We start from the raw sequence: 19,371 nt of genomic DNA on the forward strand, positions 1-19,371 counted from the left end.
TTCCCACACCGCACCATGCATGCACACCCCACGGAACGCCCCGCCGTTTCCGGCCCAACCACTCTGGCCCGCACCCTGAAGAACCGCCACATCCAGATGATCGCGCTGGGCGGCGCGATCGGCACTGGATTGTTCTATGGTTCGGCGGCATCCATCCAGCTGGTGGGGCCCGGCATCATCCTGTCGTACCTGATCGGCGGGCTGGTGATCTACCTGATCATGCGCATGCTGGGCGAGATGTCCACGCAGGAACCGGTATCCGGCGCCTTCAGCCATTTCGCCTATCGCTACTGGGGCGGCTTCGCCGGCTTTCTGTCCGGCTGGAACTACTGGCTACTGTATGTGCTGGTCAGCATGGCCGAACTATCGGTCGTGGGCATTTACGTGAACTACTGGCTGCCGGATTTTCCCGCTTGGGCCAGCGCCCTGGTCGTGCTGCTCGGGGTCACGGCGCTGAATCTGCTGAACGTGCGCCTGTACGGCGAAAGCGAATTCTGGCTGGCCTTCATCAAGATCGCCGCCATCATCGGCATGATCGTCCTGGGGTTGCTGCTGATCGTCCTGGGTTCCGACGATAAGGCCAGCGGCTTGAGCAATCTGTGGATCCACGGCGGCTTTCTACCCAACGGCATCCGCGGCCTGCTGCTATCGCTGGTCGTGGTGATGTTTTCCTTTGGCGGCACGGAACTGATCGGCATCACCGCCGGCGAAGCCGACAACCCCCGGCGCAGCATCCCCAAGGCCATCAATCAGGTGCTGTGGCGCATCCTGCTGTTCTACGTCGGCGCCCTGGCCGTGCTGGTCATCCTGTACCCCTGGAATCAGATCGGTACCCAGGGCAGCCCGTTCGTCCTGATCTTTTCGAATCTGGGCATCCCCGCCGCGCCCGATATCCTGAATCTGGTGGTGCTGACCGCAGCCGTTTCGGTCTACAACAGCGGCATCTACAGCAACGGACGCATGCTCTACAGCCTGGCGCAGCAGGGCAATGCGCCGCGCATTTTTCTGCGCTTGAGCCCCCGCCAGGTGCCCTGGATGGGCATCCTGTTCTCGTCGGCCTGCACGCTGGTGATCGTGGTGATCAATTTCCTGGTGCCGGAAGGCGCGTTCATGCGGATCATGGCGGTGGCCACCGCTGCCGCAGCGACGACCTGGATGATGATCGTGTTGGTGCACCTGCGCTTCCGGCGGGCGCACGACGCCTCCCAACTGCATTTCCTGTCCCCCGGGTTTCCCTGGGTGAACTATCTGTGCGCGGCATTCCTGGCGGGTCTGGTGGGGCTGATGACACAGCTGGATGACACCCGGCCGGCGGTCTACGTGCTGCCAGTGTGGTTGCTGGTGTTGTATATGGGATATCGTCTCCGTCAAAGTTCGAGGCTGACACGCCCACAGTAGGCCATCTCACCCGGAAAATCCGGAGAATCACCCCATCAACCCGAGAGGCTCCAGTGGTGCGGGAAGAGCTGCCAGCGCGCCCGGTCGGACGGCGCCGGATGCTTCTGAAGGGAAGCCGGGGGAAGTCGGCGGGTGTGTTTGAGGCCGAAGGCCGAGTTCGCCCGCCGCCCGGCTGGACGAAGAAGATCCGGGAAGTCCGGCCAAAGGCCGGACCGCCGTCTGGGGCGCGCTGGCAGCCCTTCCCGCGCCACTGCGCACGAAGCAACATAAACGGCACGCGCCACGGACCACAGTCACGCCACAACGAACGCCATAAGCAAAAAGGGGCGCTCACAAGAGCACCCCTTCTCATCGCACCCGATCAAAAACCAGCCGATCAGTGCGACGTCCGCTTCTGGCTGAATTTCCGGGCTGCCGCCGCCTGAGCAGCCAGCATCGCCAGTTCGGCTTCCACCACCGCGATGTCCGCCTTGTCCTTCGTGTTGCGCAAGGCTTCCTCGGCGCGCTCGCGTGCCTTGACCGCCTTGGCCTCGTCCAGATCGGCGGCGCGGATGGCCGTATCCGACAGCACCGTCACCGCGTGCGGCTGAACTTCCAGAATGCCGCCCGCCACGAAGATGTTCTCTTCCGTGCCGTCGTCACGCTTGATCTTCAGCGTACCCGGACGAATACGTGAAATCAGGGGAGTATGCCCCGGCAGAATGCCCAGGTCGCCGGATTCTCCGGGCAGGGCGACGAACGTCGCCTCGCCTGAAAAAATCGAGGCCTCCGCACTGACCACTTCGATGTGAAGAGTCGCCATGTGCAATCCTTATTGGAGAGTTTTGGCCTTCTCGAAGGCCTCGTCGATACTGCCCACCATATAGAAGGCCTGTTCCGGCAGCGCATCGCACTCGCCTTCGACGATCATCTTGAAACCACGCAGGGTTTCGGCCAGCGGCACGTACTTCCCGGGCGAACCCGTGAACACTTCGGCCACGTGGAACGGCTGCGACAGGAAGCGCTGGATCTTCCGGGCGCGGGCCACGGCCTGCTTGTCTTCCGGCGACAGTTCGTCCATGCCCAGAATGGCGATGATGTCGCGCAGTTCCTTGTAGCGCTGCAGCGTCTGCTGCACAGCACGGGCAACGCCGTAGTGCTCTTCGCCAACGATCTGCGGGTCCAGCTGACGGCTGGTCGAATCCAGCGGATCCACGGCCGGGTAGATACCCAGCGCGGCGATGTCACGCGACAGCACGACGGTCGAGTCCAGGTGCAGGAAGGTCGTGGCAGGCGACGGGTCGGTCAAGTCGTCGGCCGGCACGTACACGGCCTGGATGGACGTGATGGAACCGGTCTTGGTCGAGGTGATCCGTTCCTGCAGCTTGCCCATTTCCTCGGCCAGCGTCGGCTGATAACCCACGGCGGACGGCATCCGGCCCAGCAGGGCGGACACTTCGGTCCCGGCCAGGGTGTAACGGTAGATATTGTCCACGAAGAACAGCACGTCACGGCCTTCGTCGCGGAAGGATTCCGCCATCGTCAGACCCGACAGGGCTACGCGCAGACGGTTCCCGGGGGGCTCGTTCATCTGGCCGAACACCATGGCGACCTTGGATTCGGCCAGGTTGTCGAGCTTGATGACGCCCGCGTCGGACATTTCGTGGTAGAAGTCGTTGCCTTCGCGGGTGCGCTCACCCACACCGGCGAACACCGACAAGCCGCTGTGGGCCTTCGCGATGTTGTTGATCAGTTCCAGCATGTTCACAGTCTTGCCCACGCCGGCGCCGCCGAACAGGCCGACCTTGCCGCCCTTGGCGAACGGGCAGACCAGGTCGATCACCTTGATGCCGGTTTCCAGCAGTTCCACAGAAGGCGACAGTTCGTCGAACTTCGGGGCGTGCTGGTGGATGGCGCGCTTTTCGTTGGACTGGATGTCACCGCGCTCGTCGATGGGACGACCCAGGACGTCCATGATGCGGCCCAGGGTGCCCTGACCGACCGGCACCGAGATCGGCGCGCCGGTGTTGGCCACGGCCATGCCGCGGCGCAGGCCGTCGGACGAACCCATGGCAATGGTGCGCACCACGCCGTCGCCCAGCTGCTGCTGGACTTCGAACGTCAGACCCTTTTCCGCATAGGCGGAGGACTCGTCGGTCAAGGTGAGCGCGTCGTAAATGTTGGGGATGCTGTCGCGGGGAAACTGAATGTCCACCACTGCGCCGATGCACTGAACGATGGTACCGTTGCTCATGTTTAGTCCTATAAATATCTCTGGTATGCCGGAGCTTGCGTCGATCAGACCGCGGCAGCGCCGCTCACGATTTCGGAAATTTCCTTGGTGATGGCCGCCTGACGGGTCTTGTTGTAGACCAGCTGGAGGTCGCCGATGACTTTCTTGGCGTTGTCGGAGGCCGCCTTCATGGCTACCATCCGCGCCGACTGCTCGCTGGCCATGTTTTCCGCCACGGCCTGATACACCAGGCCCTCGACGTAGCGCATCAGCAGTTCGTCGATGACTGTCTGGGAATCCGGCTCGTACAAATAATCCCAACCATACTTGGATTCCACCGCGTCGTCTTCCTGGGCGCCGGCCTGGAAGGGATCTTCCAGCCCCGAGGGCAGCGGCAGCAGGCGGATGAAGCTGGGATCCTGCTTCATGGTGTTCACGAAGCGGCTGGTCGCCAGATACACCGCATCGACCTTGCCGTTGATGAAGTCGTCGATCTGCGCCTTGATGGCACCGATCAGGCGTTCCAGGTTGGGCGCGTCGCCCAGCTGGACTTCCGAGGAAACCACATTGACGCCGATACGGCTCAACAACCCCAGGCCCTTGGAGCCCAGCGCGGTCGCCTGCACACGGATGCCCTGCTGCTCGAATTCCTTGATCCGCGCCAAGGCAAGGCGCGAGATGTTGGTATTCAGGCCACCGCAGAGACCCTTGTCGGTGGTGACCAGCACGATCCCCACAGCCGACAGCTTCTGGCGTTCCACCATGTAGGGGTGGGTGTAGTCCGGGTTCGCCTGCATCAGGTGCGCAGCAATCGCACGGACCTTGGTGGCGTAGGGACGGCCGGCCCGCATGCGATCCTGCGCCTTGCGCATTTTCGATGCGGCGACCATCTCCATCGCCTTGGTGATCTTGCGCGTGTTTTGCACGCTCTTGATCTTGGTTCGAATTTCCTTGATTCCGGCCATTCCACTATTCCCTTGAGCTGACCAGGGCGCCCGTCAGGCACCCCGACTGCAACTTAAAACGTGCCGTGCTTCTTGAATTCCTGGATGGCGGCGCCCAGCGCGGCGTCGTCTTCCTTGGACAGTTCCTTCACGTCTTCGATGCGTTGGATCAGGGCTTCGTGCTTGGACTTCAGATAGTCTTTCAGGGCTTTTTCGAACGCCAGCACCTGAGCGACTTCCAGGTCGTCCAGATAGCCGTTGTTGACCGCGTACAGCGCCACGGCCAGTTCCCAGACCTGCTGAGGCTGGTACTGCGGCTGTTTCAGCAGTTCCACCACACGTTTGCCGCGTTCCAGCTGGCGACGAGTCGCATCATCCAGGTCGGAGGCAAACTGCGCGAAGGCAGCCAGTTCGCGATACTGCGCCAGGTCGGTACGGATACCGCCGGCGAGCTTCTTCACGACCTTGGTCTGCGCCGAGCCACCCACGCGGGACACCGAGATACCGGCGTTGATGGCGGGACGGATACCGGCGTTGAACAGGTCGGTTTCCAGGAAGATCTGACCGTCGGTGATGGAGATCACGTTGGTCGGCACGAAGGCGGACACGTCGCCGGCCTGGGTTTCGATGATCGGCAGCGCCGTCAGGGAACCGGTCTTGCCCTTCACGGCACCCTTGGTGAACTGCTCGACATAGTGGGCATTCACGCGGGCGGCGCGTTCGAGCAGACGGGAGTGCAGGTAGAACACGTCGCCGGGATAGGCTTCGCGCCCAGGCGGGCGGCGCAACAGCAGAGACACCTGACGGTAGGCCCAGGCCTGCTTGGTCAGATCGTCGTATACGATCAGGGCGTCCTCGCCGCGATCGCGGAAGTATTCGCCCATGGTGCAGCCCGAGTAAGCCGCCAGGTACTGCATGGCGGCGGATTCGGACGCGGCGGCGGCCACGACAATGGTGTATTCCATCGCGCCGTGTTCCGTCAGCTTGCGCACCACGTTGTTGATCGTGGAAGCCTTCTGGCCGATGGCGACGTACACGCAGGTAACGCCCTTGCCTTTCTGGTTGATGATGGTGTCGATCGCCACAGCGGTCTTGCCGGTCTGGCGGTCGCCGATGATCAGTTCGCGCTGACCGCGGCCGACGGGCACCATGGAGTCGATGGCCTTCTGGCCGGTTTGCAGCGGCTGCGACACGGACTGACGCGCGATCACGCCCGGCGCAACCTTTTCGATGACGTCGGTTTCCTTGGCGTTGATCGGGCCCTTGCCGTCGATCGGGGTACCCAGCGCATCGACCACGCGGCCTTTCAGTTCGGGGCCGACCGGCACGGCCAGAATGCGGCCGGTGGTCTTCACGGCGTCGCCTTCGGACAGACCGACGTAGTCGCCCAGCACCACGGCGCCCACGGAGTCACGCTCCAGATTCAGCGCCAGACCGAAACGATTATTGGGGAATTCGAGCATTTCGCCCTGCATCACGTCGGACAGGCCGTGGATGCGGGTGATACCGTCGGTCACGGACACGATCGTGCCTTGTGTGCGGACGTCGGTGGACGCACCCAGGCCTTCGATGCGGCTTTTCAGCAGTTCGCTGATCTCGGACGGGTTAAGTTGCATGGTAAGACTCCTGGAATCCTGTTATGTGGCCCGCCATCATGCGGCCAGCGTATCGCGCAGACTGGCCAGCCGGGCCTGCACGGAGGTGTCGAGCACGTGGTCGCCGACGGCGACGCGCACACCGCCGATCAGTTCCGGGTCAACGGTGACTTGCGACTTCAGTTTGAGGCCGAACTTGCGCTCCAGACCCTGTACCAGGCCGGCCACCTGGGCGTCATCCAGCGGAAAGGCGCTGGTGATGCGCGCCAGCGCCGTGCCTTCGAGCTGATTGCGCAGCTGCTCGAATTGTTCGGCGATCTGAGGCAGAACCTGGACGCGGTGGTTTTCCACCACCAGAGCCACGAGGTTGGCGGCCGGTTCGGGCAGCGCCTGCGGGATCAGCCCGGTGAGCAGCTGGATGCGTTGCGCGTCGCTCAGACGCGGATCGCCCATGGCTTCGAGCACGTCGGGCAGGCTCGATACCTGGGCCAGCAACGACAGGATGTCGGACCAGGACTCGAGGCCGCGCGCGTCGTTGCGCACGGCTTCGAACAAGGCCTCGGCGTAGGGTCGCGCGATAGTAGACAGTTCAGCCATGACTCGCCCTGATCAGAGTTGCGCCTTGAGCTGGTCCAGCAGCTCGGCGTGTGCCTTCGCGTCGACTTCGCGACGCAGGATCTGCTCGGCACCCTTGACGGCCAGCACGGCGACTTCGGCGCGTAGCGTTTCACGGGCGCGTTGCGCTTCCTGAGCGGCATCTTGACGGGCCTGAGCAACGATCCGGGCCTTTTCGGCCTCGGCTTCGCGGCGGGCTTCGTCGATCAGCGAGGCTGCCTGTTTTTCGGCTTCGCCCAGACGGGCATGGTTTTCGGTCTTGGAGGCCGCTTCCATCAGGCTGACACGGGCCTGAGCCTGCGCCAGATCGGCCTTGCCCTTTTCGGCGGCAGCCAGACCGTCGGCGATTTTCTGGCGCCGATCATCGATTGCCTTCGTCAGGGGTGGCCAGATGAATTTCATCGTAAACCAACCCAGAACGAAAAACACGATCATCTGGAAAAAGAGAGTCGCGTTTAAATTCACGGTCGTTTCCCTAATTTACCCACTCGTGCCCTGCGGCAAGCCCGCAAGGCACCAAACCTGGCCGTCCGCCGCGCTGAAGCCGCCGGACGAGCCCCTGGCCCACACGCACAGCGCGGGCCTGCGCTGCAATCAGCCCACGAAGGGGTTGGCGAACGCGAACAGCATGGCCAGACCCACGCCGATCAGGAAGGCGGCGTCGATCAGACCGACCAACAGGAACATCTTGGTTTGCAGGGTGTTCATCAACTCGGGTTGACGAGCGGAGGCTTCAAGATATTTGCCACCCATCATGCCGATACCGATACAAGCACCGATGGCGCCCAGACCGATGATCAGACCGCAAGCGAGAGCAACGAATGCAACGTTGGTCATAACAACTCCTTGGTAATTAAACGTTGTTTAGTCGAAAAATCAAAAACCAGAGTCGGGACGAGCCCGTGGACCTGCTCGGGAATTCCCGAGCAGACCGTTTTAGTGGCCTTCGTGCGCCAACCCGATATACACCAGGGTCAGCATCATGAAGATGTATGCCTGCAGCAGCACGATCAGGATATGGAAGATCGCCCACGCCGAGCCGGCCAGCACGTGCCCGAAAGCGAGGCTGACGCTAGTCGCGTTCATCCCGGTCCAGGCACCCCCCAGCAAGGCGATCAGCATGAACAGCAGTTCGCCTGCATACATATTGCCGAACAGCCGCATGCCCAGAGACACGGTCTTGGCGACATATTCGATGAGATTCAACAGCAGATTGAATGGAGCCAGGAGAATGGCCCCCACACCATGGGCGTGGAACGGAGCGGTGAAGAGTTCCTTCACGAAGCCGCCGGGGTGCTTGATCTTGATGCCGTAGTACAGCGTCAGCAGCAGCACGCCCAGGGACATGCCCATCGGAACGTTCAGGTCGGCGGTCGGCAGGATACGGTGGTAGTACAGCGGATCGGCATGATCGGTGCCCAGACCGGTCAGGCGGAAGAGCGAGCCCATCAGGTCAACCGGGATCAGGTCCAGCGCGTTCATCAGCGTGATCCACAGAAACACGGTCAGCGCCAGCGGCGCTGCGAACAGGCGGGACTTTTCGTTGGGGACGATGTTCTTCGCTTCTTCGTGGACCATGCCCACCAGCATTTCCACGGAGGTCTGGAAGCGCCCCGGGACGTCTGTCGTGGCGTGGCGCGCTGCGCGCCACAGAAAGTAGACGACGATGGCCCCCATCAGGATGGACCAGAACAGGGAGTCGTAGTTCACGACGCCGAAGTTGGCAATGATGTCCTGCTTGTGACCGAGATTGTTCAAATGCACCAAGTGGTGCTGAATGTATTCGGACTGAGGCGTCGTTACAGCATCGGTCATCGGTAACCCTTCAAACGTAATCAAATCATGGCATGCGGCGCAAGGCCAGCAACACCACGTACCCCTTCATGACGCCCAGCAGCCCCAGCAAAAAAGCCGGCCAGACCAGCCAACCGGCCCAGTGCCACGCCACCAGGACCACCACCCCGCCAGCTACCGTCAGCTTGAGGGCCTCACCCCAGAAAAAGGCGAGCGATCCCGGGCGTTTGGGCCCGAAGTACCCCAGCAGCAGCCGTAAGGCAAACAGCGAATTGGGTACAAAATAGGCCGCCGCCCCGATCAAGGCGGAAGCCCCAGCGTCTTTCCCAGCAATCCCCCAGGCCCCCAGCACGACCAGCATTCCAGTGAATGCCTGCGCCGCGAGCGCCTGAAACAGGCCGACCCTGGAACGTCTGGCAATGGCGGCACGATCCTGATCGCTGAGCACCAGCGCTTCGGTCGAAGCCGACGATCCGTCACCCAACCCACCGCGCGGATCCGATGCGGTTCGATCAACCATAAAAACAGCCGTTCACAGTACGGCCACCCAACCAGGTGGCCAATAGTCAAACCCTTGAATTATAGCGTCTTTCCAGTCAGGATCCAGCCCCCGGACTCGAAAGGCGCACCATTTTAACTCAGTTCCGCCCGCCACGCTCGGCACTCGGCCAAATGAGCCGATTGACTAGTGCATTCGGTTGAGGCGTAGGTCTTTTCCGGACAAACGGCCTAGCTTGTCCATCCTATGGGTGTGGATTTTGCCGACTCGTAACATCGTCCCTACACATCACGGTCCGAAACGCTCAGCAAATGTTTCGTTCTGACACAGGAGGTTCGCCGTGCGGTTCTCTGGTCTTCGGTGCAGTGCCTTTGTCCTGGCTCTTCTGAGCACGGTGGCGGCTGCGCAGGAACCGGAACCGCCGAAGAATGTGCTGGATCAGGGGCAGATCAATAACGATCCACTCAGAGGGATCGTGATCAACCGAACCATGACCGTGCTGGGATGGGATTTTTACCGAAACTTTACGCAGGTCTGGCAGGCGTTGTATCCGGACTCTCAGAACACGCTGACCATCACGGAGCGGCCCACCGCTCAGTTCGGCAGCGAGATCTGGATCAGTTACCAGAACCAGAATTTGTATCACACGTTTCTATCGCCCGCCCGTTCCCGAGCAAAGGACGAGAGCCGGAATGCAGTGGAAGTCGTGCACAACAACATCGAGATCATCGACGCACAGCGGAAGTTTGTTCAGGACGCCGACCTGGGTCCCGAGGAGATGTAAATGAGCTTACATAAAGTCAGGACTCACTTGCGGAAGGCCCCCATCCGGACTGCGCTGGCGGTTGTTGCATCCTGCGCGCTGCTGTCCGGCCCCGCGATCGCCGGGCAGCTGCAATACACGCCGGTCAACCCGTCATTCGGCGGGAATCCGCTCAACGGTCCCAACCTGCTGCAAAGCGCCCAGGCGCAGAAGCGATACCCGTACCCGATGGACGACCTTGGGCTCGACAACATTGGGCAAATCCTGCAGACCAACAACGGATTCCTGATCCAGCGAGGTAACACCTTGTATTGGGTGGATCTCAACGGAAATGCGCATCCCATCAACCTGAACGGATCCAGCACGACGACCGCCACCCCCAGCACATCCAGCATCACCGGCACGACAAACATACCGATCAACTGACCCGGAAAACCAACCTCGAGGATCTATCATGGGCACCCTTCAGATCTCGATCTTCCCAGCCGTATTCCGGGCTCGTCGCCTGGCCATCAGCGCCCTGGCATTGCTGACCCTGTCGGCTTGCGCCTTGCAAAAGCCGATGAACGTGTCGAATGAAGCGCAACTGACTCCGGCCACGCCTTCCACGATCGATCTGCTGAAGCTGCCCCCCCCTCAGCGCAAAATCGTGGCGGCCGTGTATGGGTTCCGGGACGAGACGGGTCAATACAAACCGTCGCCCAGCAGCGCGTTTTCCACGGCCGTGACCCAGGGTGCCGCGTCGATGCTGATGAAAGCCCTGAAGGATTCCGGCTGGTACATCCCGGTGGAACGCGAAGGCCTGCAATCCCTGCTGACCGAACGCCGGGTCCTGCGCGCGGTGGACGATCAACCGCAAAACGGAGGGCAACCGCGCGCCGGTGTCCCGAACCTGCTGCCCGCGTCGATCATCCTGGAAGGCGGCATCGTCGCCTATGACACCAATACGCGCACCGGAGGCCTGGGCGCCAAATTCCTGGGAATCGGCCTGACGACCCAGTACAGCGTGGACCAGGTCACGATCAATCTGCGGGCCGTGGACGTCAACACCGGCGAGATCCTGAACAGTGTGTCCACCAGCAAGACCATTTGGTCGTACGAAATCCACCCGAGCTATTTCCGTTTCGTCAACTACTACGACCTGCTTGAGATCGAAGGAGGCTACACCAACAACGAACCCGCCCAGCTGGCGGTCAAGGAAGCCATCGACGCCGCCGTCATGCATCTGACCGTCGGGGGAATCAAGGACAACCTCTGGCGCCTGAAGAACCCGTCCGACTGGAACAATCCCTTGCTTCAGCGCTATCTGAACGCCGAGAGGAAGGAATACACCGTGACAGTGACCCCACGCCAGCCAACCAAGCCGGAAACAGTGGTCACAACAGACGATGGCAAGGCATCCGCGCATTGAGCGCCCTGCCGCCCTCCGCCTGATCTGGAGCCCATCATGATCGATTTCAAACCACCCACCACAGGTCAGTCCGCCCGGCAGGGGCTGATCCTGGGCATCTTCGCGCTGCTGACGGCAGCCCCCCTGACGGGCTACTGCGGCAATCCGGATCTTTCGTCCCTGTCGGAACTGCCTCCCACGGAGCTGGGCACACCATCCTTGCGGGCCACGGCCTTTCAGCAAGGAACCCTGAACACCAGCCACATCACCCAGAAAGGCGCCAATGCCATGGCATCGGTCTCTCAGGAAGGCGTCAACAACCACGCCACGACCTCTCAGACCGGCATGAACAATGTCGCTGTCGTCGCCCAGTATGGGATGGGCAATGACGCTTCGATCACGCAAACCGGTGGCAACAACTCCGGCGAGATCAACCAAAGAGGAATAGGAAATAAAGCCAGGCTGGAGCAGTACGCCAGCAATGCCTCCGCAACCCTCAACCAGTTCGGAAACGCCAACCAGTTGATGGTGACCCAGTTAGCCCCGGGAGCGCTGGCTCCGGTCACGCAGATCGGCAACGGCCTGGTGCTCAAAGTATTTCTTTTCAAGTAAGCCGATATCCGTTTTCGTTAGTGCAAAGCTCGGTACCAAGACCGCCGGGTGGCGTATTTCTCAAACAGGTCTTGTTGACTCTAGAGGAGCATCACCATGAAAACCCAACTTTGCGCACTGGCATCCGGTCTCGCCCTGGCATTTGCAGGGACCGCGGCATTCGCAGGCAGCACTGGGAACACCTACCAGAATGGCTTCAACAATGACGCGGCCATCACGCAGGCGTACAACGCCAGCGCCTCGGCCTCCATCAATCAGATGGGCAACAGCCACGTGGCCAAGGCGACCCAGAAGGACAACTGGTTCGGGCCATCCTCGATCGACATCACGCAGCGCGGCTATAACCAGTATGCCAATGCCACGCAAACCCATACTGCTTTCTCCAGTTCCAAGATCGTCCAGAAGGGCGACAGGAACGTGGCCAATACGACGCAGGAATACGCACTGGGCGTGAAGTCCGATGTGTATCAGGACGGCTACAAAAACACGGCCAACGTGAAGCAGACGTCGTCGGTCGATGCCGATGCGAAGATCGTCCAGCTCGGCGCCCAAAACGTCGCCAATGTCACGGAGAAGAATGGCTGGCACCAGAGGGCCGACCTGTATCAGAACGGCTATATGAATACCGCCACTGTCATGCAGACGGGTTCAAACCTGAGCGCAACGGCCGTCCAGATCGGCGCCTTCAACACGGCAACGTTCAATCAGACAGGCTGGTAAGCCTTCGGGCCCCGTTCAGGGGTGGTACTACCGGGCGGGCCTTCGGGCCTCGCCCGGCCGCTGGAACAGCATCGTGCAATTCACGCATCGGAGATGATCATGATGGCCGCGGATACAAACCTGCAAGCATGGCTGGACACCGTACCCGGCACTCAGCCCAGCGTGGTCATCCCTTATGTGCAAAGTCGTGAAAACGGCATCGTCCGATATCAGCTGAACGCCACCAAGCAGGGCCTCGGCGGCATATCCACCATCAATCAGAGCGGCGACGTGCAACTGAAGGCCAATACCCCTACTGCACTCACGCGTTTCTCCCTATCTGTCGGAGAACGGGACCAGTGTAAGATCGAGCTGGTTTTGTTTGCCAACGGTAACCCGGCGGGCAGCTATCAGTTTGAATGCCCGCGAGCCCAGTAAACCACGACTGACCGCGAGGCCCGCCTTGTCGAACCGTCTGCTACCCGTTGCGCTTACAATTTGTACGGCCTTGGCATCGCCTGGCATAGCTTTGTGTGCGCCGACACAAAGCTATGACACGTTGATACGACAGGCGCGCGCCGGCGACTATCCGCCGGCGCTGGCCATGTTAAGGCAGCGCCTGCAACAAACCCCCAACGACCGCCGTGCTTTGGCGGATTACATCGTGATCTCGGGGTGGGCTGGCGACAGCAGGGCAGTCATTCAGGCCTACGAACAGGCCGGGTCCCCCGGCAACCTATCATCCCCGGCCCTGAACACGGTGGCGCGCGCCTATCGCGACACCCAGCGCTGGGACCCCGCGATCACCCTATATCAGCAGGGTGAACGGCGGTTCCGTGATCAGCCGGCATTCACCTACGGCCACATCATGACGCTGGCCGACGCCGGCCGCACCGATGACGCGATCCGACGCGGCCGGCAGCTCGTCACCCAGCGGCCTGGGAATGCCGACAGCCATCTGGCGCTGGACTACGCCTATAGCCAGGCGGGACAGCCCTACGCCGCCCTGGAACAGGCCTCTCAGGCCTACGATCTGGCACCGGCCAAGCCTTACGTGGTGCGCGCCTACGCCCTGGCACAGCAGCGTGCACAACTGCCCCAGACGGCGCTGCGCATGGCGCAGACGCACCCCGGCATGATGGACCCCGCCCAGATCCGCTCGCTGCAGGCCGATGTCGCCGCCCAGCTGACCCGGGCGGCATCCGTGGATTCCCGGGGCGAGGCCAGCCGTTTCGCCCTGGCCGATCAGGCGCTGGCCATGTACGACCGGTTGATTACCGAATGGCGGGATCTCGGGCCGACGGCGCGGGCCGACATCCAGCGCGCCGAGGCGGACCGCCTGCTAGCCCTGCATGCCCGCCGGCGCATGCGGGACGTCGTGACCAGCTACGAAGCAATGCAGGCCGACGGCACCCCGGTGCCCAGTTATGCGCTGGGGGATGTGGCGTCCGCCTATCTTTATCTCCGACAGCCGCAAAAAGCCGCCCCCCTGTTCCAGCAGTCGCTGGCAACCACACCCGAAAACTATGCCTCGGCCATCCGGCTGGCCGATCAGAGCGGCCTGTTCTATGCACTGACCGAATCCAATCAGGATGGCGCAGCCAATGCCGGGATGGACCGCGCCATCCAGGAACAACCGATCTGGAACTACTACAAGGGCACCCCGGTGCGTGCGCCCAATCCCTTGCGCGTGGACGCCGAACTGACCCGCGCCCAGGGCTATCTCTATGAAGGCGATTCAGTGCAGGCGCAGCGGTCACTCGACCAGATGGTGGAGACAGCCCCGGACAACACCAACATCCGGACGGTACGCGCCGGGGTCTACCAGGCGCGGGCTTTGCCGCGCCAGGCGGAACGCGATCTGAAAATCGCGGAATCCCAGATGCCACGATCCATCAGGGTCGAGGTGGGCCAGGCCGAAACCGCCATGGCATTGCAGGAATGGCGCCAAGCGAAACTGCTGCGCGACGACGTGGTGGCGCGCGCCCCCGAAGACGCCACGGTCCGGCGGCTGGCGCGGGAATGGGACGTCCACAACATGGCCGAGTGGCGGATGACCGCCAGCCGCGGCGTGACGACCAACAGCCCCGTGCTGGGCAGCCACGACTGGAACCTCGACACCGTGCTGTATTCGCCGCCCATCGACGAAAACTGGCGGGTGTTCGCCGGCACGGGCTATTCCCAGGGTGAATTCGACCAAGGCAATGGCTATTACGGTTGGGCGCGCGCCGGGGCCGAATGGCGCAGCCGGGATGTCACGGCCCAGGCGGAAGTCTCCGGCAACCGCTACGGTTACGGCACGAAGACCGGCGCGGCCGCGTCGGTCTTCGTGGACCTGAACGACCATTGGCAGGTGGGCGCCGGCGCGGCCCTGCTGTCCAGGGACACGCCGCTGCGTGCCCTGAAGAACAACATTACCGCCAACAGCCTGAATGCGTCCCTGCGCTGGCGGGGTGACGATCGGCGCGAATGGACCCTGACGGTCACGCCCTCGTTCTTTTCCGACGGCAACAACCGCCTGGAAGCCAGTCTGTCCGGCCGTCAGCGCCTGTACACCGCACCGACGGTAAAAGTGGACGCGCTGTTGAATCTGTCCACCTCGCACAATACGGCAAACGACGCGCCCTACTTCAACCCGAAATCCGACCTGACGGTTCTGCCCGCCCTGCAGCTTACGCACACGCTGTACCAGCGCTACGAGAACCGCTGGGAACAGCAATTCCTGCTGGGCGGGGGCATCTACTCGCAACAGGGCTTCGGAACAGGGGGCATCGTCACGGTCGGCTATGGCCAGCGCTACCGCTACAACGATGTTCTGGACATCGGTTTCATGATCACCGGGACGTCGCGTCCCTACGATGGTCAGCGGGAACGCGACTACAACTTCCTCGTCAACATGACGTACCGATTCTGAGACAGGAGTACGCCATGCAATCCTTCGCCTTCCGCCTGCGCCTGCTTCTGCTGTCGTTCTGCATGATCCTGCTGGCCGGCTGCGCGCGCGACATCCCGACCTTTGCCCCGCCCGCCGAACGGCCAGTGGCGCGCATCGACCAACCCTGGCCCCACAATGCCCTGCTGGCGCTGGCCTACCACGACATCGAAGACAAGGACCCCGATCAACGCTTCGTGGCGGTGCGCACGGACCTGTTCATCGCGCAGATGGGATGGCTGCGCGACAACGGCTACCAGCCGGTCTCCGTCGACCAGATCCTGACGGCCCACGCCGGCGGCAAACCACTCCCGCCCAAGGCCGTCGTGCTCACCTTCGACGACGGCTTCCGCAGTTTCTACACCCGTGTCTTCCCCATCCTGAAATCCATGAACTGGCCCGCCATCTGGGCGCCGGTGGGCGAGTGGGTCGGCACCCCGTCCAACCAAGCCGTGCAATTCGGCGACGATCGGATCCCCAGGGAACGCTTTGCCACCTGGGACGAGGTCAGACAGGTGGCCCAGTCGGGCCTGGTCGATATTGCCTCGCATACCGAGAACTTGCACTATGGCATCCCCGCCAACCCTCAAGGGAGCCTGCAGCCCGCAGCGGCCACCCACCGGTACGACCCGAAAACGCAGACCTATGAAACAGATGCCGCCTATCGTCAGCGCATCCGCCAGGACGTCGAACAAATCACCCGGAAGATCCGCGAGGTGACCGGGAAGGCGCCACGCGTCTGGATCTGGCCGTACGGCGCCGCCAGCGGAGAGGCCCTGGACATCATCCGCCAGCATGGCTACCAGATGGCGCTGACCCTCGACGATGGGCTCGGCAGCGCGGACCAGTTGATGTCCATGCCCCGGATGCTGGTGACGGATTCACCCAACGTCGCCAGATTTGCCCAATCCATCCTGCGCGTGGAATCGCGCCCCCGGATACGCATGGCACAGGTCGACCTGGACTATGTCTACGATCCGGATCCGGCCCAGATGGACAAAAACCTGGGCGCCCTGGTGCAACGGATCGCCGATCTGCAGGTCAGCACGGTCTTCCTGCAGGCATTCGCCGATCCCACCGGCGACGGCCTGACGCGTTCGGTCTACTTCCCGAACCGCTGGCTGCCCATGCGCGCCGACCTGTTCAACCGCGCCGTCTGGCAACTGCGGACGCGCGCACACGTCGATGTCTACGCCTGGATGCCCGTCCTGAGTTTCGACCTGTCACCCACGATCGCCCGCGTCAGCCGCTGGGATCCTGACCATCCGGATGCTGCCCCGCAACCCGACCCCGACCAGTACCGGCGCCTGTCGGTCTTCGACCCCAAGGCGCGCGCCGACATCATCGGTCTATACGAGGACATGGCCCGCAATGCGCCAATCGACGGCATCCTGTTCCATGACGATGCGCTGCTGAGCGACTTCGAGGATGCCAGCGCGCCGGCCCTGGCGGCCTACCGGCAGGCAGGTCTGCCCGATTCCATCCGGGCGCTGCGGGCCGACCCGGCAACCCTGCAGCGCTGGACCCGTCTCAAGAGCCAGGCATTGATCGACTTCACCAAGACACTGGCCGAGCACGTCAGGGCGGCCCGGGGGCCCCAAGTCCAGACGGCCCGCAACCTGTACGCCCAGCCGATCCTGAACCCCGCGAGCGAGACCTGGTTCGCCCAGAACCTGGACGACTTCCTGCAGACCTACGACTGGACCGTGCCCATGACCATGCCATTGATGGAACAGGTTCCCGCGTCGCAGTCCGTGGCATGGATCGATCGCCTGGTCGCCACGGTCAGCCAGCACCCGGGCGCCCTGGATCACACGGTCTTCGAGCTCCAGGCCCGCAACTGGAACCTGCCGGGCCAACCGCCCGTGCCCAGCCGCACGCTGGCGAGCTGGATGCAGCACCTGCAGCGACTGGGCATCCAGAATTTCGGCTACTACCCCGACAACTTCGTCGAAAACCAGCCGGACCTGAAAATCATCCGGCCCGCTATCTCGAACGCCTGGTATCCCCACCGCTAAGGAGGACCCGTGATGACAGATCGACTGCTTGCCTTTCTGATCCTGTGCCTGGTGCTCGGTGCGCCTTTCGGGGCGGCCATGCTGTGGACAGGCGACATCATCCTGGATTTCGTGTTCTTTTACCCGCTGTTCATGTCGGGGTTGTGGATGTTCGGCGGCCTGTATTACTGGTTGCACTGGGAACGGCATTGGCCCTGGGGGCCCGACGTCGCTCCGCCCGAACTCAAGGGAGGCCCGCTGGTCTCGATCCTGATCCCCTGTTACAACGAAGCCGAGCATGGCGCCGAAACGATCCTGGCGGCGTTGGACCAGCGCTATCTGCGGGTGGAAGTCATCGCCATCAACGACGGCTCCACCGACAACACCGGGGCCATGCTGGATGAACTGGCCGTCGTGCACGACCGGCTGCGCGTCGTCCACCTGGCGCAGAACCAGGGCAAAGCCATGGCCCTGCGCATGGGCGCGCTGGCAGCCCGCAGCGACTACCTGATCTGCATCGACGGCGACGCCATCCTGGATCGCGACGCGGTGAACTATCTGGTCGCGCCGTTGCTCGAGCACCCGCGCGTCGGCGCCGTCACGGGCAATCCTCGGGTGCGCACGCGTTCGACGTTGATCGGCCGCGTCCAGGTCGGCGAGTTTTCCTCGATCGTGGGCCTGATCAAGCGCACTCAGCGGGTCTACGGCCAGGTCTTCACGGTTTCGGGCGTTGTCGCGGCCTTCCGGCGCAGTGCGCTGGACCGGGTCGGCTACTGGAGCCTGGACATGGTGACGGAAGACATCGACATCAGCTGGAAACTGCAACGCGACCACTGGTCCATCTTCTTCGAACCACGGGCACTGTGCTGGATCCTGATGCCCGAAACGCTGCATGGCTTGTGGAAGCAGCGCCTGCGCTGGGCCCAGGGGGGTGCCGAGGTCTTCCTGAAGAACGTGCCGAACATCTGGTCCTGGCACAACCGCCGTCTGTGGCCGATGGTGCTGGAATACTGCATTTCCGCAATCTGGGCCTTTGCCCTGATCCTGTCCATCATCCTATGGGCGATCGGCCTATTCGTGACATTACCCCACCACATCCACGTCGAGACGCTGCTCCCACCGGCCTTCACCGGCATGGTCCTGGCCATGGCCTGCCTGCTGCAGTTCTGCCTCAGCGTCTTCATCGACCATCGCTATGAACGCAATCTGAGCCATTCCCTGTATTGGGTCATCTGGTACCCACTGGCCTACTGGATGGTCAATCTGCTGACCACCCTCTGGAGCTTTCCCAAGGTCATGCTCAAGCATCACCGCCGCTGCCGGGCCCGCTGGGAAAGCCCCGACCGCGGCATCAAGGCGCCCACATCATGATGATCATCAAAACCCCCCGCTCCAGGGCCATCGCCCTGATCGACTTCCTGCTGACTGCTCTGGCCTGGTTCGCGTTCTGCTATCTGTTCGCGGCAGGCATCCGGTCCATCCTGGATGGCAGGATGCATGGCCTCGGCATACCCATCGTCTCACTGCTGCTGCCTCATGCGCACACCCTGCTGGTCTATACCTTGGTGGCGGCCGGCATCGCGCTGATGCTGCTCTTTTGGGCCAGCTACAACGCCATGCGGTTTGGCGGACTGGACCGGCGCAAACCCCCGACCGCCATGACCGACGCGGCGCTGGCGGCCAGCTTCAGCATCGACCCCGCGCAATTGAAGGTGCTGCGTAGCAGCCAGATCACCTGTATTCACCATACAGACGAAGGCCAGATCAGCCTGATCGATTTCACACATGAGCGGCACCCCCCCGACAATGTGGTGCAGATGCCCCGAACCGCCGCGGACAACCGTTACCCTTGAAGAAACGGGTCACGCCTCGTAAAACAAGGATTGCTAAATCCGTGCGTTCGGATAAACAATAAGAGACG

Annotated in this window: 20 protein-coding genes; 11 read left to right on the forward strand and 9 right to left on the reverse strand. The window is 62.4% G+C overall.

Annotated features, from left to right (window positions below):
* The first annotated feature begins 15 nt into the window (after positions 1-15).
* Positions 16-1,398 carry an amino acid permease gene (locus ABCV34_RS10320; RefSeq protein ID WP_345796139.1) on the forward strand — a complete coding sequence of 461 codons (1,383 nt, stop codon included), beginning with the start codon at positions 16-18 and terminating at the stop codon, positions 1,396-1,398.
* A 376-nt stretch (positions 1,399-1,774) separates the two neighbouring features.
* On the opposite strand, the gene ABCV34_RS10325 is transcribed toward ABCV34_RS10320, so the two are convergent.
* From ABCV34_RS10325 to ABCV34_RS10365, 9 genes are all read right to left on the reverse strand, one after another.
* Complete coding sequence (locus ABCV34_RS10325; RefSeq protein WP_345796140.1) at positions 1,775-2,200, reverse strand: F0F1 ATP synthase subunit epsilon; 426 nt, start codon at positions 2,198-2,200, stop codon at positions 1,775-1,777.
* 9 nt (positions 2,201-2,209) lie between these two features.
* On the reverse strand, positions 2,210-3,631 hold the full coding sequence (gene atpD, locus ABCV34_RS10330; protein WP_345796141.1) for a F0F1 ATP synthase subunit beta: 1,422 nt from the start codon (positions 3,629-3,631) through the stop codon (positions 2,210-2,212).
* Positions 3,632-3,675: 44 nt separating this feature from the next.
* Positions 3,676-4,575: a F0F1 ATP synthase subunit gamma gene (gene atpG, locus ABCV34_RS10335; protein ID WP_345796142.1), complete on the reverse strand. Its 900-nt coding sequence runs from the start codon at positions 4,573-4,575 to the stop codon at positions 3,676-3,678.
* Between the two features lie 53 nt (positions 4,576-4,628).
* Complete coding sequence (atpA, locus tag ABCV34_RS10340; protein ID WP_345796143.1) at positions 4,629-6,170, reverse strand: F0F1 ATP synthase subunit alpha; 1,542 nt, start codon at positions 6,168-6,170, stop codon at positions 4,629-4,631.
* A 36-nt stretch (positions 6,171-6,206) separates the two neighbouring features.
* Complete coding sequence (locus ABCV34_RS10345) at positions 6,207-6,746, reverse strand: F0F1 ATP synthase subunit delta (RefSeq protein ID WP_345796144.1); 540 nt, start codon at positions 6,744-6,746, stop codon at positions 6,207-6,209.
* A 12-nt stretch (positions 6,747-6,758) separates the two neighbouring features.
* Positions 6,759-7,229: a F0F1 ATP synthase subunit B gene (locus tag ABCV34_RS10350; protein ID WP_345796145.1), complete on the reverse strand. Its 471-nt coding sequence runs from the start codon at positions 7,227-7,229 to the stop codon at positions 6,759-6,761.
* A 129-nt stretch (positions 7,230-7,358) separates the two neighbouring features.
* Positions 7,359-7,601: a F0F1 ATP synthase subunit C gene (gene atpE / locus ABCV34_RS10355; protein ID WP_043684944.1), complete on the reverse strand. Its 243-nt coding sequence runs from the start codon at positions 7,599-7,601 to the stop codon at positions 7,359-7,361.
* 99 nt (positions 7,602-7,700) lie between these two features.
* Positions 7,701-8,579 carry a F0F1 ATP synthase subunit A gene (gene atpB, locus ABCV34_RS10360; protein WP_345796146.1) on the reverse strand — a complete coding sequence of 293 codons (879 nt, stop codon included), beginning with the start codon at positions 8,577-8,579 and terminating at the stop codon, positions 7,701-7,703.
* Between the two features lie 25 nt (positions 8,580-8,604).
* Positions 8,605-9,078 (reverse strand): ATP synthase subunit I, encoded by a 474-nt coding sequence (locus ABCV34_RS10365; RefSeq protein WP_345796147.1) that lies wholly within the window; start codon positions 9,076-9,078, stop codon positions 8,605-8,607.
* A gap of 319 nt (positions 9,079-9,397) precedes the next feature.
* On the opposite strand from ABCV34_RS10365, the gene ABCV34_RS10370 reads away from it, so the two are divergent.
* The 10 genes from ABCV34_RS10370 (at position 9,398) to pgaD (ending at position 19,303) form a co-directional block, all read left to right on the forward strand.
* Positions 9,398-9,841 (forward strand): curli production assembly/transport protein CsgE, encoded by a 444-nt coding sequence (locus ABCV34_RS10370; protein WP_345796148.1) that lies wholly within the window; start codon positions 9,398-9,400, stop codon positions 9,839-9,841.
* Positions 9,842-10,246: a curli assembly protein CsgF gene (locus ABCV34_RS10375; RefSeq protein ID WP_345796149.1), complete on the forward strand. Its 405-nt coding sequence runs from the start codon at positions 9,842-9,844 to the stop codon at positions 10,244-10,246.
* Positions 10,247-10,274: 28 nt separating this feature from the next.
* A complete protein-coding gene (locus ABCV34_RS10380; RefSeq protein ID WP_345796150.1) occupies positions 10,275-11,231 on the forward strand; it encodes a CsgG/HfaB family protein in 957 nt (318 codons plus the stop codon).
* A 36-nt stretch (positions 11,232-11,267) separates the two neighbouring features.
* Positions 11,268-11,822 (forward strand): hypothetical protein, encoded by a 555-nt coding sequence (locus ABCV34_RS10385; protein ID WP_345796151.1) that lies wholly within the window; start codon positions 11,268-11,270, stop codon positions 11,820-11,822.
* Positions 11,823-11,918: 96 nt separating this feature from the next.
* The gene (locus tag ABCV34_RS10390; RefSeq protein ID WP_345796152.1) at positions 11,919-12,542 is read left to right on the forward strand and encodes a hypothetical protein; all 624 of its coding nucleotides are present in this window, start codon (positions 11,919-11,921) and stop codon (positions 12,540-12,542) included.
* Positions 12,543-12,641: 99 nt separating this feature from the next.
* Positions 12,642-12,959 (forward strand): curli-like amyloid fiber formation chaperone CsgH, encoded by a 318-nt coding sequence (csgH, locus tag ABCV34_RS10395; protein ID WP_345796153.1) that lies wholly within the window; start codon positions 12,642-12,644, stop codon positions 12,957-12,959.
* Positions 12,960-13,029: 70 nt separating this feature from the next.
* A complete protein-coding gene (pgaA, locus tag ABCV34_RS10400; protein WP_345796154.1) occupies positions 13,030-15,435 on the forward strand; it encodes a poly-beta-1,6 N-acetyl-D-glucosamine export porin PgaA in 2,406 nt (801 codons plus the stop codon).
* Between the two features lie 14 nt (positions 15,436-15,449).
* The gene (pgaB, locus tag ABCV34_RS10405) at positions 15,450-17,471 is read left to right on the forward strand and encodes a poly-beta-1,6-N-acetyl-D-glucosamine N-deacetylase PgaB (RefSeq protein ID WP_345796155.1); all 2,022 of its coding nucleotides are present in this window, start codon (positions 15,450-15,452) and stop codon (positions 17,469-17,471) included.
* 12 nt (positions 17,472-17,483) lie between these two features.
* Complete coding sequence (pgaC, locus tag ABCV34_RS10410; RefSeq protein ID WP_345796156.1) at positions 17,484-18,821, forward strand: poly-beta-1,6-N-acetyl-D-glucosamine synthase; 1,338 nt, start codon at positions 17,484-17,486, stop codon at positions 18,819-18,821.
* On the forward strand, positions 18,818-19,303 hold the full coding sequence (pgaD, locus tag ABCV34_RS10415; protein ID WP_345796157.1) for a poly-beta-1,6-N-acetyl-D-glucosamine biosynthesis protein PgaD: 486 nt from the start codon (positions 18,818-18,820) through the stop codon (positions 19,301-19,303). The genes pgaC and pgaD overlap by 4 nt, the downstream gene beginning before the upstream one ends.
* Positions 19,304-19,371 lie beyond the last annotated feature (68 nt).

This window comes from Castellaniella sp. MT123 (assembly GCF_039614765.1).
GTDB lineage: Bacteria > Pseudomonadota > Gammaproteobacteria > Burkholderiales > Burkholderiaceae_B > Castellaniella.